This is a genomic window from Acinetobacter sp. NIPH 1852, assembly GCF_022549455.1.
In the GTDB taxonomy this organism is placed as follows: Bacteria; Pseudomonadota; Gammaproteobacteria; order Pseudomonadales; family Moraxellaceae; genus Acinetobacter.
In genome coordinates this window covers 1-26252 of record NZ_JAKZGG010000021.1, presented here as the reverse complement: position 1 = coordinate 26252, position 26252 = coordinate 1, and the positions used below count along the sequence as shown (strand labels likewise).

Genomic DNA, 26252 nt, shown 5'->3' with positions numbered 1-26252 from the left:
TTTAAATATGTCTTTTCATTTCAGAAAATTAGGACTCGCGATTGTAGTAACCAGTTCATTCGCAGGTTGTACCGCTATTGTCAAAACACCCTACAATGCACCCGCTGTACAAGTACCACAACAGTTCCAATACGATGCACAAAAAAATCAAAATGTGAATCTGACCGATCAATGGTGGACACTGTTTAATGACGCTCAACTCAACCAACTCGTTGATCAGGTTTTGGCTAAAAACAGTGATCTTATCGTTGCAGGCATCACCTTAAAACAAGCCCGTTTACAAGCAGGATTGGCAGAAAATAGACAAGGGCTGCGTACCAGTTCCAGTGTATCTACAGGTCATAATTATGACCTACGCTCAGGTGATGGCAGTGATCGCGGTCTATCAACCAGTTTGGGTGTGAGCTATGAGTTAGATTTATTTGGAAAATTGGCAAATCAAACTGAAGCCAGTCGTTGGGAGGCGCAAGCCAGTGAACAAGACTTACAGGCTACGGCGCAAAGTCTGGTCGCAACAACAGCAAAACTCTACTGGCAACTCGGCTATCTGAATGAACGCTATCAAACGGTTCAACAAAACTTAGCTTCCACGCAGAAAATCTACACTTTGGTACAATCACAATATAGAGCAGGTGCGGTATCAGGTCTGGATTTGACCCAAGCGGAACAATCGGTACAAAGCCAAAAAGCCAGTCTCAGCCAAATTGAACAACAACGTGTAGAAGCACGTACAGCGATTGCGGTACTGCTGCATCAGCCTGTACAACAGCTGAATATACAAGAGCCAGCTCAGCTACCAAGGAATGCTTTGCCTAATATCGGGGTTAGTTTACCTGCGGAAATCTTATCTCGTCGTCCAGATTTGCAAGCTTCGGAATTACGTTTACGTAAAACCCTTGCCAATAAAGATGCGACCAAAGCGAGTTATTATCCATCGATTAATCTGACAGGCAACTTAGGTGCTTCGAGTACCTCATTGACTCAACTGCTACAAAATCCAGCGTTAACTTTGGGTGCAAGTTTAAGCCTACCTTTCCTTCAATATAATGATATGAAGAAAGATATTGCCATTAGTGATCTTGAATATGAAAAAGCCATTACTCAATATCGTCAAGGTCTATATCAAGCCTTTGCCGATGTCGAAAATGCTTTATCCAATCGAATGCAGTTAAATCAACAAGTTCAACTTCAACAACGAAATGTAGAACTTGCAGAAAAAACTGAACATTTAACGGAAGTACGATATCGCAATGGTGCAATTGCCTTGAAAAACTTACTCGATGCTCAAGCAACCACCCGTAACGCACGACTCAGTTTGGTTGAAACCAAGCAAAATCAATACAATGCCTATGTCACTTTAATGCAAGCACTAGGTGGAAGCCCGATCAAACAATAGTCTATCCAGACTATTGTTTTAATTCTGCATGATCATCCACATTCGTATTGGTATGAATCAACTGAGAGGATTTCACCTTATCTTGTGCATCAAATACAATCTCATATGAGAGTTTTTGACCATTAAAGTAGATCTCAGTTGGTGAACCAATAATTTCCCATAGACCAATCGTGGCGATATCCGCAGTGGTATGCCACATTGTGCGGCTGATTCGTGCTACTTTTGAATAGCCCTGCTGGAAGGTATAAATTTCTTTTCGCTCACCATTTAGGGTTTCTGATACTACAGGAGCACCTAGTTCAGAAATCACGTGATTACGATGTTTTCCGACCTCTAAAACGGTCAAGTTCTTTTTATGAGGTTGATTACTTGCCATAACTGCTGCACAACCTTGTAGCGAAAGTAGCATCGCTAAACCTAATACAATGATAATTTTCTTCACGTTATGCTGACCTTCCCCGAAGCGATAAAAATAATATGTTTATCGATACTCTGTTTAAAATTTTCGATTAAACAAAAAACCAGCATTAATTATCATATAAAGTATAGAATGACAAATGATTAATTATACTTATTGATATATTTTCAATAGATCGCTCATTGTCGAATTAAATATAAGATCAAAACCTATGAAATGATATTTCACTTCATTTGTACCTTGACGTAAATATTACTATTTTATATTATGATCAAAAAACAACCGCATCAAGAATGAGAAATCAAATTGATTATATAGGGTATTCTTATTTTGGTTATGTGGTAGGTGTGATAACTATAATTGGACATCATAGACGTTGATCAGGGAAGCCAAAAACCCTCTAAAATAAGATACAGGATAATAATTATGAACAACTCAGCGAAGCAAGCTATTGAGGCCCTACAGAACCTAACCTCTGATGAACTCAAAGAGATCTATCAGCCAATTTCTGAAGAAGAAACGACATACTCAATTGCAATAACATTTGAAGAAGAGGAAGTACAGGAAGACGATTCGGGAAAATCCTACAAGACCATAGTGCAGCAAAGCGCAATACTGCACGGGATGATTAAAAGGACATGCTATATCGCCTACGCGAAATTTCAGTACCGCGCATGGGTAACGCTCAATGGCAAAAGTTATGCCGTTGATGAAATATCAGCCAAGATGAACAGTGGCAATGGTTACTTCACGAAAAAAAAGGAGAACACCAGCGAGTTGAAAAAGCTTGATGAGGTCTACGAGTATGGAAATGCTTGCAGATCAGCCTATATGCTTGCTAAAGCTCGAAAAGGCATGGCAACTGCTACCATTGAGGTTCGCCTTAAATAAATTTCTTCGACGAATCTACATGGTGCACAGATGACTTCAATTTACAAAACAGCGACTTGAATGCACATCAAATAATCTATCTCTTTTGAAGCAAGTAAAAGAACAACAATGAAGGAGATAAAAATAGGGAAAATACTAGAGACTAGACCCGCATCCGAGGGTGACATCGACTTTATGTATGTTACCTTTGAGGGCGCTGTACAGACTACTGTCGAACCGAAATTGAAGAATAGTAACTGAGGCAAATTTCCTTTAGTTAGTCGCCGAATCCATGAGGGCTTGGTACATATCGCCCAAGTTGACAACGCTCCAATCAGTTGGCTTGTGGGAGACGAATTTAATTCAGCTTATGGCATAAAAATGTGCCAATCTCTAGTTTTGACAATGATGAAGATGAAGCCCTCACTCTGCTGACTCCACTTGTGACTGATGGTGTTATAAAGCATGAGTTCCGATACATGGAGCATACAAAATCTCAAAAACAACATTCCCATAAAAGTCTAAAGTATCGAGATACCAACACATAACCACCCCTGATAGAGTTGACTAGAGCTTACACATAATTGCAAGTGATTCAATTTTTTCGAAGGATACTCTTACCTAACTAGTGATTGTTTTTTCATACCTAGAGGTTATGAATACGAATTTGTAACTAACTCCAAAACAACTACGGTTGTCTTTTATAAATACAAGCTTAGTAACACAGATGAAAAATTCTCTTTCTCAGAATGGTAAAGAGCAATTGGAGTAGCGTAGATGGGTTGTCATCTGATGGGAAGTTAGGGTAAGAGGACTTCGAGCATCTAATAATTTCAAGCCGACGCCACTTCGCGGTACAGTTTACTTCAGGTGTTATCGTTTTTAGAATGTCGCTATATTATAAAAAAACAAAGCCGCTATAAAGCGGCTTTATCAAATGATTTAGATCAATCTAATTATTCATCATCCATCATTGATTGGCTCATACCCACAGTATTAAAACCACCATCGACATACATGATTTCACCTGTAATGCCCGAAGCCCACGGTGAACAAAGGAATAATGCAGCATTACCCACTTCTTCGATGGTCACATTACGTTTCAAAGGTGCAATCTTTTCATTCGCATCAAGCATTTTACGGAAAGACTTAATACCAGACGCCGCCAAAGTACGGATTGGACCTGCTGAAATCGCATTCACACGAATACCATCAGCACCCAAGCTAGATGCTAGATAACGAACACCTGCTTCTAAAGATGCTTTCGCCATACCCATCACGTTGTAGTTTGGCATCACACGCTCAGAACCTTGATAAGTTAAGGTCAATAAACAACCTTGACGTGCTTGCAACAACGGTTTAGCAGCACGAGCCATCGCAACAAAGCTATAAGCACTGATGTCATGCGCAATTTTAAAACCGTCACGGTCGGTCACGTCTGTAAAATCACCATCTAATGTATGTGCTGGTGCGAAACCAATTGAATGCACAACACCATCCAAACCATCCCAATGTTTTGCTAACTCAACAAAGGTGTTGTCAATTTCTGCGTCAACAGCAACATCACAAGGGAAAACCAAGTCTGAACCAAATTGTGCGGCAAAATCATCAACACGTTTTTTCAGCTTATCATTTGGATAAGTAAACGCCAGTTCTGCACCTTCACGGTGTAAAGCCGCTGCAATGCCGTAAGCAATCGACAACTTACTTGCAACACCTGCGATTAGAAAACGCTTACCAGTTAAAAGTCCTTGTGACATCTTATTCTCACTCGAAAAATTTTCACCCATAATGCCAATATTCAGCATTTTCCGAAATTGCATAATGCATCTTTTTTACAATCTTGCATAAAAAAACGCCCTCAATTGAAGGCGTTTGGTGTTTTTACTGACCTAAGCACGATCATTACTTTTGGATCAGGCTCAATAAACGCATAAATGAGTAATACATCCAGACCAAAGTGGCTAACAATGCAATACCACACACCCATTCAAATGTTTTAGGTGCGCCCTGCGCCGTAGCACGTTCAATCAAATCAAAATCCAAGATCAGGTTCAACGATGCAATCACCGCGACAAAAGCCGCAAAACCGATGCCTAACCAATTACTTTCAAACAGATAAGGAATGCTAGAACCCAATGCCAAACTTAAAAAGATCTGCACCACAAAAACCAAAGCAATCGCAATCGAAGCTGAAATCACAACTGCTTTAAACTTCTCAGTTGCACGAATCACTTGGAACTTATACAAGGCAAATAATACCAATGTGGTGACAAAGGTCGCCAGTAATGCTTGTAACGGTACACCTGGAAATTTCACTTGGAAAATGAAAGAAACACCACCTAAAAATGCGCCTTCAAATAAAGCAAAGGGAATCGCCAATACAGGTGCAGTATTCGGTTTAAAAGTTGTGAGCAATCCAAGAATAAGGCTGCCAACAATCCCTACGATGGTTGCGGCATAAGCAATTGAAAAATTAGCAGTAAAGGCACAATATAAAAATAGTCCGATCCCAAGCGTTGCTGCGATTACAGTTAACAGGACTGATTTCTGAATAGCCCCTTGGATGGTCATTGGCTCGGCCAAATCACTATAGGTTTCAACTCGGGTCAAAATAGGATTATCGCTTTGCATGTCTGCTCTCTTTTTATAGTTAACGAAAATAAAATGTGAGTTTAAGCGATTTTAGCATCGCCCCCAAATATTTTTTACGTTCGATAAAAAAAGAGGCTTTCGCCCCTTTATTTAAACTCTTCGAGAAATCTTATTTATTCATAATAAAAAAGTATTCACGATAATATTTCAATTCTGCAATCGAATCACGAATATCATCCATCGCTAAATGTGATGCATTTTTCTTTAGACCGCTCATAATTTCAGGTCTCCAGCGTTTAGCCAGTTCTTTCACTGAAGATACATCCAGGTTACGATAATGGAAAAATTGTTCCAACTCTGGCATTAAACGATGTAGGAAACGGCGATCTTGGCAAATTGAGTTGCCACACATCGGTGAAGTCTTTGCATTGACCCATTTCATTAAAAATTCTAAGGTTTGCTGTTCCGCATCTTCAGCAGTCAGTTTACTGCGACGGACACGCTCAATCAGCCCCGATTGACCATGCTGTTTGGTATTCCACTCATCCATTGCGTTGAGCAAGCGATCTGATTGATGGATCGCTAACACTGGGCCTTCAGCCAAAATATTTAAATGATCATCTGTAATAATTGTTGCAATTTCAATAATTTGGTCATTATCCGTATCTAAACCCGTCATTTCGAGGTCAATCCAGATTAATCGTGTATCAGGGGTGCTGCTCATGGATAATATTTCTAATAGGTGTGAAAAACATCAATAGTAGCAAATTAATGCGAACTTGACTGTAACTCTCTCATCACTTCATGCTATTTTTGCGGTCTTATACATGTGGATTTTTGGGATATGAATGGCTTTAATTCGTAAGCGTCGTTTAACTGACCAGCAGCAACGTCGTATTGAAAAACAACACAAATCGCGTCAAGACGACATTGATACGTCGCAAGACCTTGATGGATTGGTTGTTCAACATTATGGTCGTCAACTCGAAGTACAAGCTTTATCTGTGCCTGAACAGCACCCAGAATCCCCACAAGTGAACGCAGGTGAGCCTGCACCATTTTGGAAATCGATTGAACTGGATAGTGTGTGGCGCTGCCATACTCGCACCAACCTCGAATTATTGGTCACAGGTGATCGCGTAAAGTGGCAAGCGGATCCCAATACGGGGCTTGGTATTATCACGGCGATCTATCCAAGACAGTCATTATTGACACGTCCAGATCGTTATCACAAAGTAAAACCCGTTGCTGCCAATATCAGCTTGATTGTCATTGTATTTTCACCGTTACCAGAACCTGCGCCAACACTGATTGATCGCTATCTGGTGGCTTGTGCCGATGCCAATATTCCCGCCTTATTGGTGCTAAACAAATCTGACCTACTCAAAGAAAATGATCCGATTCTGACCCTGTTAAGTGAATATGAGACTTTGGGCTATGAAACGCTTATCTGCCACTCATACGGTGATTTATCTGCGCTTTCAGCTCGCATAGACAATGAAACGGTCGCTTTCGTTGGGCAGTCAGGCGTCGGCAAAAGCTCACTGATTAATACCATCGTTCCTGACGCTGCGCAAAAAACCAATATCATTTCTGAAAACTCTGCGCTGGGACAACATACCACTACATCCACCCGTTTGATTAAATTTGGAACAAACGGCGCATTGATTGATTCACCGGGAATTCGTGAGTTTGGGCTGTGGCATTTAAGCCTAGAAAAAGTACGTACTGGTTTTCCTGAGATTGAGGCACATTTAGGGCTTTGCCAGTTCCGTAATTGCACCCATACCCATGAGAAAAATTGTGCTTTGAAACAAGCAGTTGTTGCAGGTGAGATTTTGCCGCGTCGTTTAGATAGCTACTTACGACTGTTGGATGAGATTCAAGAAGCACAGCAAAAAAATTAGCATTAATTCAAATGAGCCCTTGAACTAAAGTTTTTGATCACCATACAGATAAGTTATACTCAGTGGCAGTTTTGATTTTAACTTTAGGTGACTTGTGGAACGTTGGTTTGAGTTTATGGGGAATCACCCCTTCTTATTTGGTACGCTTGCGGTACTCATCGTATTGTTCTTTGTTTTAGAAGGACAACGCAATGGTCGTAAAATTTCACCACAATCTCTCGGTATTTTGGTCAAAGCGAAAAATGCGATCTTGATCGACTTACGTGATGCGAAAGATTTCCGTGAAGGCCACATCAGTGGTAGCCGTAACATTTCATATAGCCAGATCACAAGCCACCTTGATGAACTCAAAGCAAGTGACCGCCCATTGGTCTTTATATGTAACTTAGGACAAGTGGCCGGCACTGCATTGCAAAAAGTGGGTCATGCTGACAGCTACCGCTTAGACGGTGGCATTAGCAACTGGAAAGCTCAGGGCTTACCTTTAGTCAAAAGTAAAACCAAAGCTTAAGGAGAGATGAAATGACAACCAATGTCACTATTTATTCAACGCTTTCTTGCCCATATTGCGTACGCGCCAAACAATTGCTTGAGCGCAAAGGTGTTGCTTATAAAGAAATTAATCTTTCTAATGAAGCACCTGAGGTTCGTATTGAATTAATGCAACGTACCAATCACCGTACAGTGCCTCAAATTTTTATCAACGACCAGTTTATTGGCGGTTTTGATCAACTTTATGCCTTAGAGCGTGAAGGAAAACTCGATCCATTATTGGCTTAATTAACAACAGTTCCATAATTTAAGGAAAAACGATGAGCGAAGAACAAGTTCAACCACAACTCGCGTTAGAACGTATTTATACAAAAGATATTTCATTTGAAGTTCCTGGTGCACATGTCTTTACTAAACAATGGCAACCAGAACTGAATATCAACTTATCTTCTGCCGCAGAAAAAATTGATCCAACGCACTATGAAGTGTCTTTAAAAGTTGTGGTTCAAGCAAATAATGAAAATGAAACTGCGTTCATCGTTGATATTACTCAATCAGGTATTTTCTTGATTGATGGTGTAGAAGAAGATCGTCTTCCATACATCTTAGGTGCTTACTGCCCAAATATCCTATTCCCGTTCTTACGTGAATCAGTGAATGATTTAGTGACGAAAGGTAGCTTCCCACAATTGCTACTAACACCAATCAACTTTGATGCTGAGTTTGAAGCGAATATGCAACGCCTACAAACTGAAGGTGCTGCACAAGGTCAAGCATAATCGTTATAACGATTGCTTCGATATAAAAAAGGACTGATTTTTCAGTCCTTTTTTAATGTTAGTTAATAATCGTTCTAAAGGTCAGATTGACTCGTGCCGTACTCACTTTTTTGGTCGGCGGCAAACGATGCCACCAATAATGTTGCGTGGTATCTTTCATCACCAGCAAACTACCATGCTCTAAATACAATTCTACTTTTTCCTTAGTCTGCTTATGTTTAAAAGCGAACTTTCGTTCCGCACCAAAGCTTAACGATGCAATCGCACCTTCTTTTTTCAGATCTGTTTCCGCATCACTGTGCCATGCCATTCCCTCTTCACCTGTATGGTAAAGATTGAGTAGACAAGAATTGAATGTTTCACCTGTTAATTGTTCAACTAATGCTTTTAGTTCAATCAGCTCAGATGTCCAAGGCAAAGCGTATTTGTTGATGTTTGAATAGGTGTATTCAAATGCGCGATCGCCATACCACGCTACTTTTCTTTTGGTGGTGATCTGCCGACCAAAAATGATGGCCTGATCATTTTGCCATGCGATGTTATGCATCAGCTTCTCAAAATAATCATCCGCACTCAAACCTTCAACGACTTTGCCATAATACTGTACCGTGCCGTCATAAGGTAAATGGTTATGATTGGGATCAGCTTCGATATCAAACAGTTGCATGTGTTTGCACTCCCTCCCAACCAATCATTGCCATTTTTCGGGTTGCTCCCCATTCATAGCCACCAAATGCTCCAGTGGACTGAATCACCCGATGACAAGGAATCAAAAAAGCCACAGGATTATTGCCGATTGCGGTACCAACTGCCCGCGCTGCTTTGGGATGCTCAATGGCTTTGGCCAATTCGCCATAAGTGGAAAGTTGTCCCATTGGGATTTTGAGCAAACTTTGCCAAACTTTCAATTGGAAGTCTGTGCCTTTCAAATGCAATTTAATATCAGCCAATCGACACTGATCTTTTTGAAAAAGAACTAAAGCACTTTGTTGAAACTGATCAGCTTGTTGTTTAAAAATTGCTTGGGGAAATTGAGATTTTAATTGTTCTAGCGCATCGGCTTGATGTTGCACAAAGGTGAGCGCACAAATCCCTTTATGCGTTGAGGCGATCAACACCTCACCAAAAAGTGTCTCTGCAAACTGATAATGGATGCTTAGGTTCTGCCCACCATGTTTATATTCGGCAGGTGTCATACCTTCGATTTGAATAAAGAGATCATGCAACCGGCTGGTGCTGGAAAGTCCTGTTGCAAAAGTTGCATCAAAGACACTGCCCTGTTGCTTTAAAATATTTTTGGCATATTCCACACTGATATATTGCAGAAACTTTTTCGGACTGGTCCCCACCCATTCACTGAATAAACGCTGAAAATGGGCTGGGCTTAGATGAATATGAGCCGCGACCTCATCAAGTTGCGGCTGTTGCTGGAAGTTTTGCTGTATATAGGCAATCGCTTGAGCAATACGATCATAATTCCGTTGCTGTTGCATCTGTCTGCCCTCTTGTTGCTATTTCTCCACATTAACAAGCTTGCAGTCAGAAGAAAATCCGAAAGATGCTAACAATGATAAATTACAAACGACGACGTAATGCGTCAGCAATCGATTCAACCAATTGCTGCGAAATTTCCTGTTTAGAGGCTTTCTCTAATTCACGCTTTTTCATGTGGTAAGACTGAGCAAAGAATACTGTCATGGCATTTTCATCAGAAGCAAAACCAATATCAGGACGAGAGACGTCATTACACGCAATCATATCCAGCTTCTTCGCAACCAATTTACCCGCAGCATATTCTTCAACATTTTGCGTTTCAGCTGCAAAACCGACCATAAATGGACGTTCCTGTTGCTGCGCGATGGTCGCCACAATATCTGGATTTTTCACTAAAGCAACCGCAAGTTCATCGCCTGCTTTCTTAATTTTATGTTCTGCCACTTGTGCCACGCGATAATCAGCAACCGCAGCGGTGGCGATAAAGATGTCACAACCATCTGCCAGTTGATTCATACTGACATCTAACATTTGCATGGCAGAACTGACATTAATTCGTTGCACACCATTAGGTGTATCCAGACTCACAGGACCTGCGACCAAGGTGACTTTCGCACCTGCTGCATAGCAAGCGGCTGCGAGCGCAAAGCCCATTTTACCTGTGCTATGGTTTGAAATATAACGGACAGGATCAATTGCTTCGCGGGTTGGACCTGCTGTAATCGTGACGCGCTTGCCAGCCAATAAACCAAATTTCTCTGCGATGGCACGCTGTGCTTTATGGAAGTAAGCTGCAACTTGACGAGCTAAATCTTCAGGCTCAGGCATACGCCCTAAACCAACATCACCGCACGCCTGCTCACCCGCATCTGGCATAATCACATGCACGCCATCTTCAACCAAGGTTTGTAGGTTACGCTGAGTCGCTTTTGCAGCCCACATTTGCTGATTCATGGCGGGTGCAACCCAAACAGGTGCTTTGGTCGCTAAATACAAGGTACTGAGCAGATCATCGGCCAAACCATTGGCAAATTTGGCAATACTGTCACAGCTTGCAGGTGCAACTAAAATCAAATCAGCCCAACGCGCCAACTCGATATGTCCCATACCAGCTTCGGCCTCTGGATTTAACAATTCAGTATGAACTGGGTTTCCAGAAAGTGCTTGGAAGGTCAAAGGCGTAATAAAAGCTTGTGCGCCATGTGTCATGACCACGCGGACATCAAAACCAAAGTCTTTTAAACGACGTACTAAAATGGCACTTTTATAGGCTGCAATGCCACCCGTGACCGCTAATATAATGTTTTTGTGGGGAATAACACTTAGATCGAAGCTCACAAACAGGATACCTTACTGTTGCAGTGGCGCTCACAATAGCATTAAATACGATCAGACCCAAGTGATGGGTTTTTAAAAAAGTCATAAACACAATAAAATCAAAGTGAACTGAACAATGAATCAATCGATTAAACAGTCCATCAAAGCATGGCCTGAACAAGAACGACCAAGAGAACGCTTATTACTTCAAGGGGCACAGAGTTTATCCGATGCAGAACTACTGGCAATTTTTCTGCGCTCAGGCTCGAAGCAACATTCTGCAGTCGAATTATCTCGTATTTTGATACAACATTTTGGCGGCTTAAACCCAATTTTTGATGCTTCACTTGAGGATTTGTCCCAGTTTAATGGCATCGCCTCAACCAAATATGCACAGCTTATGGCAGTCAAAGAGCTTGGACGGCGTTATCTGAATAATCATTTTCATCAACAAAGACTTTGTTTAGATCACTCAAACCTGGTACTTGATTATTTACGTTACGAACTGCAAGGTGAAAAACAAGAAGTATTTGCGGTGCTGTGTTTAGATGCTGAATTAAGAAAATTACATTTCAAAAAACTGTTTTTTGGCTCGCAACATTCATGTAGTGTTTCACTGAATCAGACCTTGCGTTATGCCTTACAACAGCAAGCCTGCCAAATCGTGGTTGCCCATAATCATCCCTATGGCATCGCTCAACCTTCTCAAGAAGATATTTACCTGACACAGCAACTCAAGCAAGCGTGTAAATTACTTGAAATTAACCTCATTGATCACTTTATTATTGCATCAGATGGCTATTTTTCATTTTCTGAACAACAACTACTCAACCCTATTAAAATCAAACAATCTCGTCTTGACAAAGGCTGAAGCAAGCCTGAACATCAACAGATAAAATTAATGATCCAAATAACATGATTGTTCGTGACCAGCCGAGTATTTTTAAAGTTTTATTCTCATGGCGTGGGACGATTTTACCCAAAATTTTACCTTCTCTCGGATTTGTTATGCTCATCTCTGCCATCATTGGCGGTATTGAATATATACAATTATTTCGTTTCCCCGAGATTCCTTTAGTTGGCTTCACCCTGATCGGTGTTGTGCTTTCTATTTTCTTAGGCTTTAAGAACAGCGCCTGTTATGAGCGTTGGTGGGAAGCACGTAAACTATGGGGTGTTCTGATTGCCACAGCGCGACATTTTGATCGCGATTGCCGCGTTTTAACCCAAGCACGACGTGAACGAGTCATTCAAAATGTAATTGTATTTGCGAATGTTTTACGTGACCGCTTACGTCACCAAACTGCAAATCCAACGGAATTGACCGAAACCAGTGGCTTAAGCCAACAAGCGCTTACACAGCTTTATCAACAACATAATGCACCTCAATACACGCTGAGCCTGATTCAGTGGGAGCTTTTACAAGCACTCAAAGACGGTGAAATCTCAGATATTATTTACACGCAAATGAACCAGCATGTTGTTGCGTTAAGTGAAATGCAAACAGGCTGTGATCGTATTGCCAATACCCCAATTCCTTTTGCATATTCAGTACTGCTCAACCGTACAGTGTATTTCTTCTGTGTGATGTTACCCTTTAGCTTAGGTTCTTTACTGGGGCTGGTAACGCCACTTTTGGTTGGCATTTTGGCTTATACCTTCTTAGGTTTAGATGCATTGAGCAGCGAAATCGAAGAGCCTTTTGGTACGCAAAGTAATGATCTGCCACTCGATGCCATGGTTCGAAACATCGAAATTGAATTGCTCGGAACACTCGGTCGTCCTACCCCACCGCCAATTCAGGCACATGATCATAATTTATTGTAAAACTAAACCGCCCCTTAGCGTTGACGTATAGGGGCGACTTTCTTTTCCTGATCTCAATCCCTCTTTACTGAATAAAATGGGATGAAACCAAGGACTTAAAGCGCTCAGTAAATTGTCCATTCCAATAAGGATAATACGGATAAGGTGGATAAATCGCACTTACCTGATCGAGTCTATCCATCTGTTCCTGCGTCAATTGAATATCTTTAGCTTTTAAATTATCTCGTAGCTGTGTTTCATTTCGAGCACCTATCAGTACACTGGACACGGTTGGGCGTTGTAATAACCAATTTAATGCAATCTGTGGAATCGAATGACCTGTTTCATCTGCGATTTCCTGCAATATATCAATCACATCATAGAGCAGCGCTTCATTCACTGGGGGAGCAAACTGCGCCGTCTCATGTAAACGGCTGCCCGCGGGAATCGGATGCTCCCGATCAAACTTACCCGTTAGACGGCCCCAACCCAAAGGACTCCAAACCACGGCTCCAATGTGTTGGTCATCATTTAAAGGCATCAGTTCCCACTCATAATCACGTCCAATCAATGAATAATAGACTTGATTCACCACAAATTTTTCATAACCATATTGTTCAGCAATCGCTTGAGCTTTCATGAGTTGCCAACCAGAGAAATTTGACACTCCGATATAACGCACCTTACCACTCCGCACCAGTTCATCGAGGGTTTTCATCAATTGGTGCAAGGAGGTAAAGCTATCAAACTGATGCAATTGCAACACATCAATATAATCTGTTCCTAATCGCGTCAATGATTGTTCCACGGCATGCTGTAAATAATTTCGACTAAAGCCTGCATCATTGAGTTGATCAGTACTTCGGATTCCCACCTTGGTTGAAATAATATTATGTTGACGCTCTGAGGTGAGTGCCCGACCCAACATTCGCTCAGATTCACCATTAGAGTAAACATCCGCAGTATCAAAGTAGTTAATACCAGCATCTAGACAAAGTTGGATCATGCTATTGGCTTCTGCCTGATCGGCTTGTCCCCACGCTGAAAAAATCTGACCTTTCCCGCCTAATGTTCCTGCACCAAATCCAAGTTCGGATACCTTTAAACCCGAATTTCCTAAGAAATGATATTTCATCCTACGCCTCTCTCATCAAGTTTTATTCGCTTGAGATCACAATAGCGCTATGAGATTTTTTAAAAAACCACGATAATCAAGAAATACTTTTCTGGTTTTATTGATAATGAATACAGAAGATTTCCAATTTTTTATTCGAGTTGCTGATTTAGGTTCAATCAGCAGAGCCGCTCAAGAAGCCAATATTTCTGTTTCTGTGGCCAGTCAGCGAATTCAACGATTAGAACAAAATCTACAACTTCGTTTGTTGCATCGCACCACTCGTAAAATCAGTCTGACTGAGGAAGGGAAAACCTTGCTTGAACATGGTCGAATCTGGCTTCATGAATTTTCAAGCCTACAGCAATCACTAAAAGTTCAAGACAAGTGCCTCTCTGGCACGCTCAGAATCACCACCTCTGCCACGTTTGGCACAAAAATTCTAATGCCAGTGATCGCTGAATTTTCATTATTACATCCTGAACTGAAAATTCACTTAGATTTAAATGACCAAAACATTGATCTGATTCAATATGGGATGGATTTAGCAATACGCATTGGAAAATTAAAAAGTTCAACATTGATTGCCAAAGCACTGACATCAAATCCACGTTTACTCTGCGCTTCGCCTACATATTTAGAAAAATATGGTCAGCCGCAAACATTGTCAGATCTCAAATTACATCGTTGTATTTTGCAACAACATGAACATGGCTTAACAGATCAATGGAATTTCATAACAAAACAGGGAGAGCTGCAACAAATCCAAGTGGCTGGTTATTTCACAACCAATTCAGGTGAAGGCGTTCGACAAGCATCTTTATCTGGCTTAGGCATATCCAATCATTCGATTTGGCATGTCAGTGATGACTTAAAAGCAGAAAAACTCGTTCAAGTTCTTGCTCAGTATCCAGTTGAACCCACTTCAATTTATGCTGTTTTTCCGAATAGAAATTTAATCCCACCCAAAGTTCAATTATTTTTAGAATATTTATTGGACTATTTTCAGAACAGATACCCTGCGCATGTGCACAATTTGCTTTAAAAAACTTATCTAAAACTTTCCCAAACGCCTCTCTGCCCTTCATTTACTTTCGGCGTGTGTCCAAGCTTGACCCAAGGCATATTGTCACCATGAAAATCACTGCCAATGGAAACCGCCAAATCAAACTGCTGAATCATTCGATCCACCATTTGCCGTGTTGACGCAGGCTCTATACTCGGTGGCAGCTCGACTGCATCACCGCCACTCTCAGCAAATAACTCAATCAAATAGCGAATATTAGTAGCAGATAAATCATAGCGTGTCGGATGTGCCAAAACGGCAAAACCTTGACTGGCATGAATCACCTCAATGGTTTCTTTTAAACCCACTCCATCAAATTTCACAAAGGCCTTCTTGCCTTCTTTTAGAAAACGATCAAATGCTTGCTGTGGGCGACTCACAATATTTTTTCCGACCAGTGTTTTTGCAATATGAGTTCGAGTCACTCGATCCGCATGACCATCCACTTTGGCGACCACATCTGGGTAAATATCAAAACCGATACATTTCTCTAATAAACAACAGATCACCCTTGCTCGCTCAGCGCGTATTTTTTTCTGCTTCTCGAGCATGATCTTTATCGGTGTTTCGTCTTGCATATTCAACGCAACAATATGTACACCATAACTCTTTTTGGTATTTTCTCTCGCCCATTGACTAGAAACTTCAACACCCGAAACAATCTGAATATCATGGTCTTGAGCATACATTCGAGCCTGCGCCAAGCCATCCATGGTGTCATGATCGGTTAAAGCCAAAGTATGAATTTTTACATCCACAGCAGCCTGCACCAATTGCTCTGGAGACAAAGTACCATCTGAGATAAGGCTATGGGTATGTAAATCGACACCGAACATGGATTGTATTATGCTATCTGACCTATTTCATTGCCGTACTGTAACATGAAAGCGTTGCTCGACTATCTTCCGATTATTATCTTCTTTTATTTTTATAAAACTACCGACCCGAAAGATAATCATCACCCATTATTAGAATTAGTGGGTAGTGCAGGAAATACGGATCAAAATCATATTCTTGTTGCAACCTGTGCCTTACTCATTTCCACACTGGTGGTTTACGGCTGTTTGTTCATTTTCCAAAAATTTAAACTGGAAAAGATGCAATGGTTTATCGTGGTCATGTCGGTTATTTTTGGTGGAATCACCTTGGTTTTCAGTGACGTCACCTATATCAAAATGAAAGCGGTCATTATCAATGTCGGTATCGGCATTGGCTTTTTGGTTACGCCTTTATTTAATAAAGAGCGAATGCCAATTATTCAAAAAATGCTCGGTTCAGTATTAGAGTTAAACAAAAAGGAATGGATACGATTGAACTGGGCGTGGTGTGGTCAGTTCTTTTTGTTAGCTGCTTTACATTTCTTCTTTGGTTTTATGTTCTTACAAGGAAAATATTGGGGAGAATTCACCGCTTTTGGCGATATTATCGTGTCGCTCAGTTACCTTGCTGTTATACTCTTTTGCTTAAGAAAACGTTTTAAAACCACAGACTAAATTCTGAATCATTGAGCAACTGTTATGCCATATTTTGTACTAACTTGTACTGATCGTGAAGGTACTTTGGAGAAACGTCTAGCGACTCGTCCACAACATGTAGCACGTCTACAGAAACTGGATGATGAAGGGCGTTTAATTGCCGCTGGCGCACACCCCAAAGACCCTGATGACCTACAAGCTGGTTTTATTGGCAGCACCATCATTGTCGAGTTTGATAGTCGAGAAGCACTTGATGCGTGGATTGAAGAAGAACCTTTTTTAAAAGAAGGGATTTACGCCAAGATTGATGTAAAACCTTTTAACAAAGCGTTTCCAAAAGGGTAAACCATGCGTATTGCATTCCAAAGCTTATTTGCTCTTTGTTTACTCACTTCTAGTGTTTGGGCTGTTGAATCATCAACGGTTCAAACCACTGCAAGCGCAGTAACCAAACCGTTGACAGCAGAACAAATTGCCAAAGCCAAACAGCAACAAGAAGCAAAAAATAAGGCGCTTATTCAAGATCAAGCCAGCCGTTTAAAGCAACTTGAAAATGCCAATCTTGAAGCCCTGACTCAAAACCAAGAATTACAGTTAAAAAATGACAGTTTAATTGTGCAAGTCCAAGTGTTGCAAAGTGAACGTAGCGCGCAAATGTTCCTCTACGGTGCGATGACCATTGCGGTCGGTGTCATTCTTGGCTTTTTTATCGCAAGTTATGTTTATACTAAACGCCGTCGCCAGTGGTAAACCGCAACACACTTATTTATGTCTGAGTCATCAAAACTACAAACAGCCGCATTAGACTGGGAACTCATCGATGGTATTGAAGTTCCCATTTCTAAACAATTCGGCGATGTCTACTTTTCCAAAGACAATGGCTTATTAGAAACACGCCACGTCTTTTTAAATGGCAATGATCTCACTGAGCGTCTTTCCCAACTCAACGATTATCAATATTTTTGTGTGGGCGAAACAGGCTTTGGTACAGGTTTAAACATTTTAGCGTTATGGCAACTTTGGCGACAAATTCGTCCCGATAATCACAGCCATTTACACGCCATCAGCGTAGAAAAATTTCCACTCAGCAAAGCGGATCTCATCCGTGCCCTCAATGTTTGGACTGAGCTACAACCGCTAGCCGAAAAGTTGATTGCACAATACCCATTACCGATCGCTGGTTGTCACCGCCTTGATTTTCCTGAAGAGCGCTTTAGTCTCGATTTATGGTTAGGTGATGCACAAGATATTTTTCCAAGTATTCCTAAAACCCAAGCAGTAAATGCTTGGTTTCTGGATGGCTTTGCCCCTTCTTGTAATCCAGATATGTGGCAAGAAAATGTACTCAATCATATTGTTCGTTTATCTGACTTGGGTACAACCTTTGCATCATTTAGCGTTGCAGGTGTACTGAAACGTGGACTCAAGCAACACGGTATTCAAATCAGTCGCCCACGTGGTTTTGGTCATAAACGAGAAATGCTTAAAGCCATTTGGCTTGAGGCTGTTTCACAAACTGAAATAGCATCGCGAAATACCGAAGAAAATGTGGTGACGCAACAACAGCCTGTATCCAAAACAACAACGCAGCAAAATATCGCCATCATTGGCGCAGGAATCGCGGGTTTAAGTAGTGCATGGGCATTTGCTCAACGTGGGCATCAAATCACGATCTACGAGCAAAATGAGCCACTCTCGGGGGCATCAGGCAACCCTCTCGCCTTACTCAACCCAAAGCTATGTCCAATTGAACAAGCACATGACCACTTAATGACTTTGAGTTGGCAACATGCTTTGAATTTTTATCCACGTTTTAAAGCGTTTAGACCGATTCAGGTTCAACAAATTGCTTTAAAAAATCCTGATGAACTTTTGGGATTGGTAGAACAATATCCTGATCATGTTTTATCTGCTCACTCTTCGCTAGAGACTCTCCCTGAAACTGAACTTTCCAGTTTAAAGTTACGACAAGCAGGCGCCGTTTCCCCGCATCAACTCCGTGATGAGATTTTGCAACATCCCAATATCACGATCCTAAAAGCCAAGATCTCAGATTTAAAGCAAGTAGAAAAGCAAACTGAGCTATGGCAAGATCAAGAACGACTTGCAACGGCTGATCATGTGATTGTGTGTTGTGCCAAGCAAAGTGCAGAACTGTTTGAAAACTATCCAGTACTTAAACCAATTCGTGGACAAGTCAGTTGGGTAAATAACAGCAATCAACCGCTTCCTCTTGATCAAGCTTATAGCTATGGCGGTTATTGTATGCAGCTTGAAGCGACTCAACTGATCTTAGGCGCTTCATTTTATCCAAATCGAGACGATACCGAAGTATTACCAGAAGACCATGTGCATAACCATGAACTTATCCACAGTGTCTTTCCCGAATACGCGCAACAGCTCCCATCGACAGACTCATGGCAAGGCCGAGCATCTGTGCGCGCACAAAGCTTAGATTACTTTCCTTTAGTCGGCAAAATGCAAAATACAAATGAGTGCTATACCTTTGCAGGTTTAGGTTCTAAAGGTTTCTTGTTTGCGCCGCTGTGCAGTGAAGTATTAGCTGCATTGGTTTTAGGTGAGCTTTGTCCAATTCCACAAAGCTTATTAGATAAACTCAATCCTCAACGTTTCCAAAAGAAAGTTAAAGTAAAAAAACCTTATTATTCTGGCTAAACCATCGTTTTAAGAAAAATTATTTTAATCAGATTCTTATTTTTTTAAATTTGCCAAAATACCGAAGTATTTTGGCAAATTTTCTTAGCGATTAAGCACCTTGCTCTAAAGCTAAGCCTGCATCACGTGCTGCACGTGTGCCACCCATCAAGACAACATATTCACGAGAACCATCAATACCTTCTAAAAGTTCTGCTGCTCGAGGTGCTTTACTGCCACCCCCGCATAGAATATAAATCGGCTGATCCGCTGCAACCTGAGTCAAACTATCCGCAGTTAATTCAGCAATTGGGCGATTTACTGCCCCTTTGACATGAGCCTCTGTATACGCTTTGGTATCTCGGACATCCCAAATGACAGCGTCTTTTGGGAACTCAAATGTTGTAATTTCTTGTTTACGGATCATTGCGCACTCCTTTGATGTAAACAACACTTGGCAAATGAAGAAAACCCCCTTAGCATCTCAAATATTCTTTCCCTTTGTAAAGGTCTAACTATGCCTTCTTTTGATATTGTTTCTGAATTAGAGTTATTTGAAGTCAATCATGCCGTACAAAACACTCAAAAAGAGATTGCGACACGTTTTGACTTCCGCGGACAGGATGTTTCTATTGAGCTAAATGAAAAAAATAAGGAAATCAAAATCTCAACTGAAAGTGATTTCCAATGTGAACAAGTCTATAGCATGCTCGAAAACCATTTTTATAAACGCAAGATTGACGTACAAGCATTAGATCCTCAAAAAGCCACCGCATCTGGTAAAAATGTGGTTCAAGTTGTCAAGCTTAAAGATGGACTTGACTCAGATACCGCAAAAAAAATTAATAAAGCCATTAAAGAAAGCGGCATCAAAGCGCAATCTTCTATCCAAGGCGACAAAATTCGTGTCACGGATAAAAAACGCGATACTTTGCAACAAGTCATGAACTTTTTACGTGAACAACAATTTGGTCTGCCACTCCAATTTAATAATTTCAAAGACTAAGCAATAGGTTCACTATGGCAAAAGATAACCGTCTTTATACGCTGGTTAAAACCACGTCTAAGTTTCCTAAAGGCATTCGTAGCACGCTATGGAGCAAAGCTTTTGGCCGCGTTGTTCCAATGGTGGGAACAGCAAATATTCGCTATTTAGAAGTGGATAAAGACCATGTGACTGTGCGTATTGAAAACCAACGTAATATGCAAAACCATATTAAAGGGGTTCATGCCGCAGCAATGGCGCTATTGGCTGAAACAGCAACGGGTTTTTTAACTGGTCTACATGTTCCAGATAGTCGCATTTTGTTGATTAAATCTTTGCATGTCGATTATTTAAAAGTTGCTCAAGGTGGCTTAACAGCGACAGCAACATTATCAGCTGATCAACAAAAGTTTATCGCTGAAAATGAAAAAGGCGAGTTATTGATTCCTGTCACTGTCATTGATGATGCTGGCAATGAACCAATCCAATGCCAAATGCTTTGGGCTTGGCTGCCAAAACGCAAAAAATAATTTTTTGAATGATAAAAACAAAGCCCAAATGATTTGGGCTTTATTTTTTGCAGTGTCCCGCCCTACATGAACTTTTCAATGATTAAAATTAGCTGCTGAAGATACTCAGCATCGACGTCATCAAATTGATCCAGTTCATCGCTATCAATATCTAAAACCCCGATACACACACCATTTTTCATGATCGGTAATACAATCTCAGACTTAGAAGCCGAACTACATGCGATATGCCCAGGGAATTGATCCACATCGGGCACAATCATCACTTGCTGTTGTTGCCATGCTGTTCCACAGACACCACGACCTTTTGCAATACGTGTACAAGCAATCGGCCCTTGAAAGGGTCCTAGCACCAGCTCATCGTCTTTCACAAGATAGAAACCAACCCATAGCCAATCAAATTGCTGTTTTAATGCTGCACAAATATTCGCGAGATTGGCAATGACATCAGATTCACCATCAACAATCGCTTGAATCTGCGGCACTAGACTTTGATATTGTTCAGCTTTATGACCTTGTTGCAAAACGAGTTCTTCAGCCATGATCTACACTCCAAATGCCAATATGATATAAAACAAAAAGATAGAGCATACATAATCAAGCTCATATCCGTTTGCGTTATATTTTACAAGTTCGCTAAATAAGCTTGTTTAACCTCATCAGAAATCACACGTTTATTGCCATTCACATCAACAGCAACAAAAGTAAAGACCCCTTCCGTAATCCGCACAGGATCTCGAGAGTCATCATGACTATTCCAAACTTCAATTTGTACCTGCACCGAACTATTTCCGATTTTCAGGATTTTGGTGTAGCAGCTAATTACATTGCCGACTTTAACTGGAACCAAAAAAGTCATCTGATTAATCGCGATTGTGGCACAACGACCTTTACTCAGACGTTCAACATGAATCGCACCCGCTAAATCCATTTGGGAGACAATCCAGCCCCCAAAAACATCACCACTCCAATTGGTATCGGCTGGCATTGCAATATTTTGCAGTGATAAAGTACCCTCTGGATGATTCAAGCGTTCCGTCATATTCATTCTCTTAATGTTGCTGTAATTGCTGATCTAACCATTGCTGTAACTCAGGCGTACGTAATGCACCGCTGATTCTTGCTAACTCGGTGGTTTTATTCATCAAGACCAAGGTCGGAATACTTCGGACATTGAATGCAGCACTTAAGCGTGGATTTGCTTCCGTATCAATCTTCGCAAAGATCACATACGGATTTTGCTGAGCAACTTGAGCAAAATGTGGTGCCATCATCTTACATGGACCACACCACTCGGCCCATAAATCAATCAAAACCGGTAAATCGGTATTACTGATAAAGTGACTAAAATTTTGTTCATTTAACTCAATTGACGCTTGAGGTAATAATGCCTGATGACATTGACCACAATTCGGATGAACTGCTAATTTTTCTTCGGGTACGCGATTTTTTGCACCACATGATGCACAGACAATCATCATTTACATCACTCCAATATGTTGATGTAAAAATTCTAATTGGGTTGTGACTGCTTTTTCAAACCATGAACCGTGATAAATATCAAAATGCTTCATATCCCACTCATGGTAGCTCACAAAAGGAGCAATATTGGTTGCAGCTTCACGACTCGACTCAATCGGAATCAATGTATCATGCTTCGCTGCAATAAATAAAACAGGAATATTAATCTTCCGTACGAACTGAATTGGGCGATAACGCATCAAATTGAAAAATACCCGTGCTGGGACTTCGCCACTCCAGTAATAGTCAGGATTTATAATCGAATGATAACCATAATAACTATCCGATGTCGGTAAGAAACACAGTCTATATTGATCAACAACAGGTAGAGTCTTAGGTACCAACCCCATCTTAGACCCCATGTAGTCCTGACTGGAACGCTTTAAAGCCTCAGGGTAGCGCTGAAGTGGGTAATGCTTGGCCGTCTCTGCACCATCCACATAGGGCACCTGTACCATCACTGCTTGGATGTTTTTGAGGTCACTTGCCAAACTCAGTGCATAACCACCACTCAAGGATGTTCCCCAAAGAATAATCCGTCGGCTATCGATCAACTTACAGTGAGATGCATGTTGAATCATGGTTTTCCAATCATCTAATTGAGCAGTTAAGGAAACCAATTCTCGTGGTTTTCCCGTACTCCCTCCCCAAAAACGATAGTCGAATAGAATGACGGCATAACCCGCTTGAGCAAAACGTTGTGCATATTGCACTAATTTAAATTGACGCAATCCTGCAAAGCCATGTGCCATTAAAATTACGGCAGGTTTAATATTTGTCTTAGGAAGATAAAAATCAGCAGCGATCGTTTCATCACCACTTGGAACATACAACGGCTCAACAGTGTAGGTGTGCATGCGCGCTCCATTACGTTATCTTTTTTAGGTTCATCGTTTATTTACTATAGACATTTAAACTCAACATTAAGCTTAATGCTATGATAGAGCATAAAATGTTTTGTTTGTTTTTGGAGTGACAAGATGTCAGAGAATATTGGTTTTGCAGGTCAAATTGGACCAGATCACGTCGAGCAGGTCGTAGAGAAAGGATTCAAATCTATTATCAATAATCGCCCTGATATGGAAGGAGGCCCTGAACAGCCGACGAGTGCTCAAATCGAGGAGTCTGCACGTAATGCAGGATTAGATTATGTCTATCAACCTGTTGTTGCAGGCCAAATTACCGAGTTAGATGTTCGTACTTTTGCAAACCATTACAACGAATTACCAAAACCTATTTTAATGTTTTGTCGTACAGGTAATCGTTCAAATAATTTATACCAATTAGCAAAACAAATGGATTTGTTAGATGATTAATCTGTAATTGATACAAAAAAACAGTGCCGTAGCACTGTTTTTTATAATAAATTTAAATTCTTATTGATAATCAACAAAAATAGTTGAAACCTTACCATCTGGGGATGTCACCGCAACTTTGAAAGTATCACCCACTGCACATTCTTTTAAGCGATAGCCATAAAATGTCTGCGTACTATTCTTAAATGTTGTTGGTGTTAAGAGATTAAATACACTTGCAACTGGTGAACTACCTTGAACAAACTCTGCTACACAAGACAAATCATTGTTTTTGGTATTATCTTCAGCCGTCACATTCACAGTTGAACCTGTAGGCATAGGAACACTTTGAGCGCTATTTCCATACAGATTAAAAGATAATAAATTACCGCTGGCACCTACATTGGTAAAGATAGCTGTATTTTCAGCAAATGCAAATAATAGTTGTTGGCGAAGGATAGCATCTAAATTTTTACTACATGTATTTGCAATGTTTGGTTGAGCAATAGTAGATGCTGCACATGCTTCTGTTCCAGCATTACGTCTATAAACAAACTCGCCATTATTTGCATTATAGGCTTCATCTTCATTATCATCTCTGAAAAAGTCACCAATATTTGTATTATTACCCAATATATCTGTCAGCGCATCTACGCCAGCAGTATATAAATTATCACCATTTTTATCGATATAGGATTTATCACCTTCGACATATGCCAATACCGTTACGCGGTTATCTAACGGGCGAGGGTTTTGTACGGATAGAGTTACCGAACAACGCCCATTAGCGGTAGAACAATTAGGCGTAACGACCCCACCCTCACTTACGAAGCTAACAACAGTGCCATTTGGTACTGGATTACCATTACGATCTCGCAACATAACTTGAATATTTGCACTATCGCCATCCACTCTATTCTGTAAAGAGTTTTTACTTACTGATAAGCTAAAACCATCTTGAGTTGCACGCCCTGTTGATACAGCAACATTTTTAGATAGTGCAAATACATTTATATTAGAGACTAATGTTGCCTTTATTTCCACCGGCCCTGGCTTATCACCTGGATATAAAGTGACGATCACTTTACCATTTGGATCACTTTTCACGGTCTTAATATTTTGATTTCCTAAAGATATAAAACTTAAATCTTCAGGAGCACGTAATAACTCAATCTGAACATCCTTATTTGCAGCGGGTACACCATTCGAATAAAGTGTAAATTCAACTTGACCAGAGGAAGCTGAACCACTGCTGTTGATGCCTAAATTTACTGCATCAGATGTATAAACAATTGAATTTGCCTCAATAGCAGCAATACTAACTTTAACTTTAGACTCTGGAATATTTGAGCCAGTTGCTGTAATGGTTTGCTCACCCTCACACAATTTACCAGCAGCATCAATTGACTTATAGGAAGTTGTCACGTCCCCTTGATTTGAGGACACAATTGTTGCAGGCTCGAATGTACCACATGTCGCATTGAAATTTACTGTGACATTATTTTGATTAACTTTTGTAATCGCATCTTGAGTCTTTAAAGTAATATTAGTTGAAGCGCCAGATTCTAATGATCCACTTGCAGCCATCATTCCGACTAAAACAATATTACTTGCTTGTAAAGCAAAGTTATAGGGTTTGGTCGTTGCTGACAAACCGTTATAACTCACCATAGCGGTAATTTGATATGCACCCGTAGCATTCAAATCTTGAGGTTTGATTGAAATACTCGCCTCACCATCTGCATTTGTAAGAACAGCACCATTGCTTGTACCAAAGACAACTCCATCACCGCTAAATGTAACAATCGCGCTACTTAGCCCCTTTCCTGAAGCATCTGTCACTTTAACTTTCGCAGTAACACCAGCCGCTGTAATAGAGGTTACAACTGTATTATTAGCATCATATAGTACAATATCTGCGATATTAACTGTAGTTACAGGAGTTTGGCCATTTCCACCACCTGAGTTATTACTATTATTTGAACCATAGTACCCATCTCCCCCACCACAACTTGCTAATAAAATTGATACAGCAATTACAGACAACTTTGATATAAGCTGTTTTTTATTCATCATCATTCCTTTATATCCCCAACCCAACCCCAATATGGAATAAGATTTTTTTCATTATAAAAATATGCCTAATGTAACCATACTATTAATTTTCTGTAAATATACTTTATTAATGAGTAAAAAAAATTAAAGAGAAACAAGTCAAGCTTTTGATTAAAATTGATAATTATAGATTAATTTTTTTCATTCTTTCAGACGTACAATAAATTAAATAGATGCAAAAAAGTTTTATCCATAGATAGATTAATCTAAGTAAAATACATTAAATCAGCGTTCCAACTACCCCTTAATTTTATCCGACAAGGAACTCATATTAAGACGAACATTCTTTAATAATGAACCAACTTTTTTTGATTGTCTTATTTTCCTCAATAAAAAACCTCCCAACATAAGTTGGGAGGTTTTGAATTTAAAAGCTGGCGATGACTTACTCTCACATGGCAAGTGCCACACTACCATCAGCG

Annotated in this window: 31 protein-coding genes; 16 read left to right on the top strand and 15 right to left on the bottom strand. The window is 40.5% G+C overall.

Annotated features, from left to right (window positions below; genetic code table 11):
• Nucleotides 1-7 precede the first annotated feature (7 nt).
• Complete coding sequence (locus MMO38_RS14320; protein ID WP_241323967.1) at nucleotides 8-1396, top strand: efflux transporter outer membrane subunit; 1389 nt, start codon at nucleotides 8-10, stop codon at nucleotides 1394-1396.
• Between the two features lie 10 nt (nucleotides 1397-1406).
• Here the strand turns inward: MMO38_RS14320 and MMO38_RS14315 are convergent, their stop codons facing one another.
• Nucleotides 1407-1838, bottom strand: coding sequence for a hypothetical protein (locus MMO38_RS14315; RefSeq protein WP_241323966.1), 432 nt, complete (start codon nucleotides 1836-1838; stop codon nucleotides 1407-1409).
• 402 nt (nucleotides 1839-2240) lie between these two features.
• Here MMO38_RS14315 and MMO38_RS14310 point away from each other — a divergent pair, with 402 nt between their 5' ends.
• Nucleotides 2241-2705 (top strand): hypothetical protein, encoded by a 465-nt coding sequence (locus MMO38_RS14310; RefSeq protein WP_241323965.1) that lies wholly within the window; start codon nucleotides 2241-2243, stop codon nucleotides 2703-2705.
• Between the two features lie 935 nt (nucleotides 2706-3640).
• On the opposite strand, the gene MMO38_RS14305 is transcribed toward MMO38_RS14310, so the two are convergent.
• From MMO38_RS14305 to orn, 3 genes are all read right to left on the bottom strand, one after another.
• A complete protein-coding gene (locus MMO38_RS14305) occupies nucleotides 3641-4444 on the bottom strand; it encodes an enoyl-ACP reductase (RefSeq protein ID WP_034595189.1) in 804 nt (267 codons plus the stop codon).
• Between the two features lie 145 nt (nucleotides 4445-4589).
• Nucleotides 4590-5318 carry a Bax inhibitor-1/YccA family protein gene (locus tag MMO38_RS14300; protein ID WP_241323964.1) on the bottom strand — a complete coding sequence of 243 codons (729 nt, stop codon included), beginning with the start codon at nucleotides 5316-5318 and terminating at the stop codon, nucleotides 4590-4592.
• 130 nt (nucleotides 5319-5448) lie between these two features.
• On the bottom strand, nucleotides 5449-6003 hold the full coding sequence (orn, locus tag MMO38_RS14295) for an oligoribonuclease (RefSeq protein WP_004672669.1): 555 nt from the start codon (nucleotides 6001-6003) through the stop codon (nucleotides 5449-5451).
• A gap of 124 nt (nucleotides 6004-6127) precedes the next feature.
• Between orn and rsgA the strand changes: the two genes are divergently transcribed.
• From rsgA to secB, 4 genes are all read left to right on the top strand, one after another.
• Complete coding sequence (gene rsgA / locus MMO38_RS14290; protein ID WP_121930476.1) at nucleotides 6128-7186, top strand: ribosome small subunit-dependent GTPase A; 1059 nt, start codon at nucleotides 6128-6130, stop codon at nucleotides 7184-7186.
• 94 nt (nucleotides 7187-7280) lie between these two features.
• Nucleotides 7281-7697, top strand: a complete 417-nt coding sequence (locus MMO38_RS14285) for a rhodanese-like domain-containing protein (RefSeq protein WP_004672665.1) — start codon at nucleotides 7281-7283, stop codon at nucleotides 7695-7697.
• Between the two features lie 11 nt (nucleotides 7698-7708).
• The gene (grxC, locus tag MMO38_RS14280; protein ID WP_004672664.1) at nucleotides 7709-7966 is read left to right on the top strand and encodes a glutaredoxin 3; all 258 of its coding nucleotides are present in this window, start codon (nucleotides 7709-7711) and stop codon (nucleotides 7964-7966) included.
• Nucleotides 7967-7998: 32 nt separating this feature from the next.
• Nucleotides 7999-8457: a protein-export chaperone SecB gene (gene secB, locus MMO38_RS14275; protein ID WP_004672663.1), complete on the top strand. Its 459-nt coding sequence runs from the start codon at nucleotides 7999-8001 to the stop codon at nucleotides 8455-8457.
• Between the two features lie 58 nt (nucleotides 8458-8515).
• Here secB and MMO38_RS14270 read toward each other — a convergent pair whose 3' ends face one another.
• The 3 genes from MMO38_RS14270 to coaBC form a co-directional block, all read right to left on the bottom strand.
• Nucleotides 8516-9124 carry an alpha-ketoglutarate-dependent dioxygenase AlkB gene (locus tag MMO38_RS14270; RefSeq protein ID WP_241323963.1) on the bottom strand — a complete coding sequence of 203 codons (609 nt, stop codon included), beginning with the start codon at nucleotides 9122-9124 and terminating at the stop codon, nucleotides 8516-8518.
• Entirely contained in the window at nucleotides 9111-9950 is an 840-nt protein-coding gene (locus tag MMO38_RS14265; RefSeq protein WP_241323962.1) for a methylated-DNA--[protein]-cysteine S-methyltransferase, read from the bottom strand. Before MMO38_RS14265 ends, MMO38_RS14270 begins: the two co-directional genes overlap by 14 nt.
• Nucleotides 9951-10032: 82 nt before the next feature.
• Nucleotides 10033-11289: a bifunctional phosphopantothenoylcysteine decarboxylase/phosphopantothenate--cysteine ligase CoaBC gene (gene coaBC / locus MMO38_RS14260; protein WP_004672659.1), complete on the bottom strand. Its 1257-nt coding sequence runs from the start codon at nucleotides 11287-11289 to the stop codon at nucleotides 10033-10035.
• A gap of 115 nt (nucleotides 11290-11404) precedes the next feature.
• Between coaBC and radC the strand changes: the two genes are divergently transcribed.
• Together radC and MMO38_RS14250 are read left to right on the top strand one after the other, a co-directional pair.
• Nucleotides 11405-12139, top strand: coding sequence for a DNA repair protein RadC (gene radC, locus MMO38_RS14255; protein ID WP_004672658.1), 735 nt, complete (start codon nucleotides 11405-11407; stop codon nucleotides 12137-12139).
• A 44-nt stretch (nucleotides 12140-12183) separates the two neighbouring features.
• Nucleotides 12184-13095: a bestrophin family protein gene (locus tag MMO38_RS14250; protein ID WP_004672657.1), complete on the top strand. Its 912-nt coding sequence runs from the start codon at nucleotides 12184-12186 to the stop codon at nucleotides 13093-13095.
• A gap of 64 nt (nucleotides 13096-13159) precedes the next feature.
• On the opposite strand, the gene MMO38_RS14245 is transcribed toward MMO38_RS14250, so the two are convergent.
• Nucleotides 13160-14209 carry an aldo/keto reductase gene (locus tag MMO38_RS14245; protein WP_241323961.1) on the bottom strand — a complete coding sequence of 350 codons (1050 nt, stop codon included), beginning with the start codon at nucleotides 14207-14209 and terminating at the stop codon, nucleotides 13160-13162.
• 106 nt (nucleotides 14210-14315) lie between these two features.
• On the opposite strand from MMO38_RS14245, the gene MMO38_RS14240 reads away from it, so the two are divergent.
• Nucleotides 14316-15233, top strand: coding sequence for a LysR family transcriptional regulator (locus tag MMO38_RS14240; RefSeq protein WP_241323960.1), 918 nt, complete (start codon nucleotides 14316-14318; stop codon nucleotides 15231-15233).
• A gap of 5 nt (nucleotides 15234-15238) precedes the next feature.
• On the opposite strand, the gene MMO38_RS14235 is transcribed toward MMO38_RS14240, so the two are convergent.
• Nucleotides 15239-16090, bottom strand: coding sequence for a PHP domain-containing protein (locus tag MMO38_RS14235; RefSeq protein ID WP_241323959.1), 852 nt, complete (start codon nucleotides 16088-16090; stop codon nucleotides 15239-15241).
• A 45-nt stretch (nucleotides 16091-16135) separates the two neighbouring features.
• On the opposite strand from MMO38_RS14235, the gene MMO38_RS14230 reads away from it, so the two are divergent.
• From MMO38_RS14230 to mnmC, 4 genes are read left to right on the top strand one after another with little or no spacing between them, the layout of a single operon-like run.
• A complete protein-coding gene (locus MMO38_RS14230; protein WP_004672652.1) occupies nucleotides 16136-16747 on the top strand; it encodes a septation protein IspZ in 612 nt (203 codons plus the stop codon).
• 24 nt (nucleotides 16748-16771) lie between these two features.
• Nucleotides 16772-17074, top strand: a complete 303-nt coding sequence (locus tag MMO38_RS14225) for a YciI family protein (protein ID WP_121930469.1) — start codon at nucleotides 16772-16774, stop codon at nucleotides 17072-17074.
• Nucleotides 17075-17077: 3 nt separating this feature from the next.
• Nucleotides 17078-17479 (top strand): hypothetical protein, encoded by a 402-nt coding sequence (locus MMO38_RS14220; protein WP_004672649.1) that lies wholly within the window; start codon nucleotides 17078-17080, stop codon nucleotides 17477-17479.
• Nucleotides 17480-17497: 18 nt separating this feature from the next.
• Nucleotides 17498-19405, top strand: a complete 1908-nt coding sequence (gene mnmC, locus MMO38_RS14215; RefSeq protein WP_241323958.1) for an FAD-dependent 5-carboxymethylaminomethyl-2-thiouridine(34) oxidoreductase MnmC — start codon at nucleotides 17498-17500, stop codon at nucleotides 19403-19405.
• 91 nt (nucleotides 19406-19496) lie between these two features.
• Here the strand turns inward: mnmC and MMO38_RS14210 are convergent, their stop codons facing one another.
• Nucleotides 19497-19811 (bottom strand): rhodanese-like domain-containing protein, encoded by a 315-nt coding sequence (locus MMO38_RS14210; protein ID WP_004672647.1) that lies wholly within the window; start codon nucleotides 19809-19811, stop codon nucleotides 19497-19499.
• Nucleotides 19812-19901: 90 nt separating this feature from the next.
• On the opposite strand from MMO38_RS14210, the gene MMO38_RS14205 reads away from it, so the two are divergent.
• Both MMO38_RS14205 and MMO38_RS14200 read left to right on the top strand, forming a co-directional pair.
• Nucleotides 19902-20390 carry a YajQ family cyclic di-GMP-binding protein gene (locus MMO38_RS14205; RefSeq protein WP_004672646.1) on the top strand — a complete coding sequence of 163 codons (489 nt, stop codon included), beginning with the start codon at nucleotides 19902-19904 and terminating at the stop codon, nucleotides 20388-20390.
• A gap of 14 nt (nucleotides 20391-20404) precedes the next feature.
• Nucleotides 20405-20899, top strand: a complete 495-nt coding sequence (locus MMO38_RS14200) for a DUF4442 domain-containing protein (RefSeq protein ID WP_005198679.1) — start codon at nucleotides 20405-20407, stop codon at nucleotides 20897-20899.
• A gap of 62 nt (nucleotides 20900-20961) precedes the next feature.
• On the opposite strand, the gene MMO38_RS14195 is transcribed toward MMO38_RS14200, so the two are convergent.
• The 4 genes from MMO38_RS14195 to MMO38_RS14180 form a co-directional block, all read right to left on the bottom strand.
• The gene (locus MMO38_RS14195) at nucleotides 20962-21441 is read right to left on the bottom strand and encodes a GAF domain-containing protein (RefSeq protein ID WP_241323957.1); all 480 of its coding nucleotides are present in this window, start codon (nucleotides 21439-21441) and stop codon (nucleotides 20962-20964) included.
• An 83-nt stretch (nucleotides 21442-21524) separates the two neighbouring features.
• Nucleotides 21525-21941 carry an acyl-CoA thioesterase gene (locus MMO38_RS14190; protein ID WP_004672633.1) on the bottom strand — a complete coding sequence of 139 codons (417 nt, stop codon included), beginning with the start codon at nucleotides 21939-21941 and terminating at the stop codon, nucleotides 21525-21527.
• Between the two features lie 10 nt (nucleotides 21942-21951).
• A complete protein-coding gene (trxC, locus tag MMO38_RS14185) occupies nucleotides 21952-22380 on the bottom strand; it encodes a thioredoxin TrxC (RefSeq protein WP_241323956.1) in 429 nt (142 codons plus the stop codon).
• Entirely contained in the window at nucleotides 22381-23277 is an 897-nt protein-coding gene (locus MMO38_RS14180) for an alpha/beta hydrolase (protein ID WP_241323955.1), read from the bottom strand.
• 123 nt (nucleotides 23278-23400) lie between these two features.
• On the opposite strand from MMO38_RS14180, the gene MMO38_RS14175 reads away from it, so the two are divergent.
• Nucleotides 23401-23736: a TIGR01244 family sulfur transferase gene (locus tag MMO38_RS14175; RefSeq protein ID WP_005198691.1), complete on the top strand. Its 336-nt coding sequence runs from the start codon at nucleotides 23401-23403 to the stop codon at nucleotides 23734-23736.
• Nucleotides 23737-23796: 60 nt separating this feature from the next.
• Here the strand turns inward: MMO38_RS14175 and MMO38_RS14170 are convergent, their stop codons facing one another.
• A complete protein-coding gene (locus tag MMO38_RS14170; protein WP_241323954.1) occupies nucleotides 23797-25788 on the bottom strand; it encodes a hypothetical protein in 1992 nt (663 codons plus the stop codon).
• Between the last annotated feature and the right edge of the window lie 464 nt (nucleotides 25789-26252).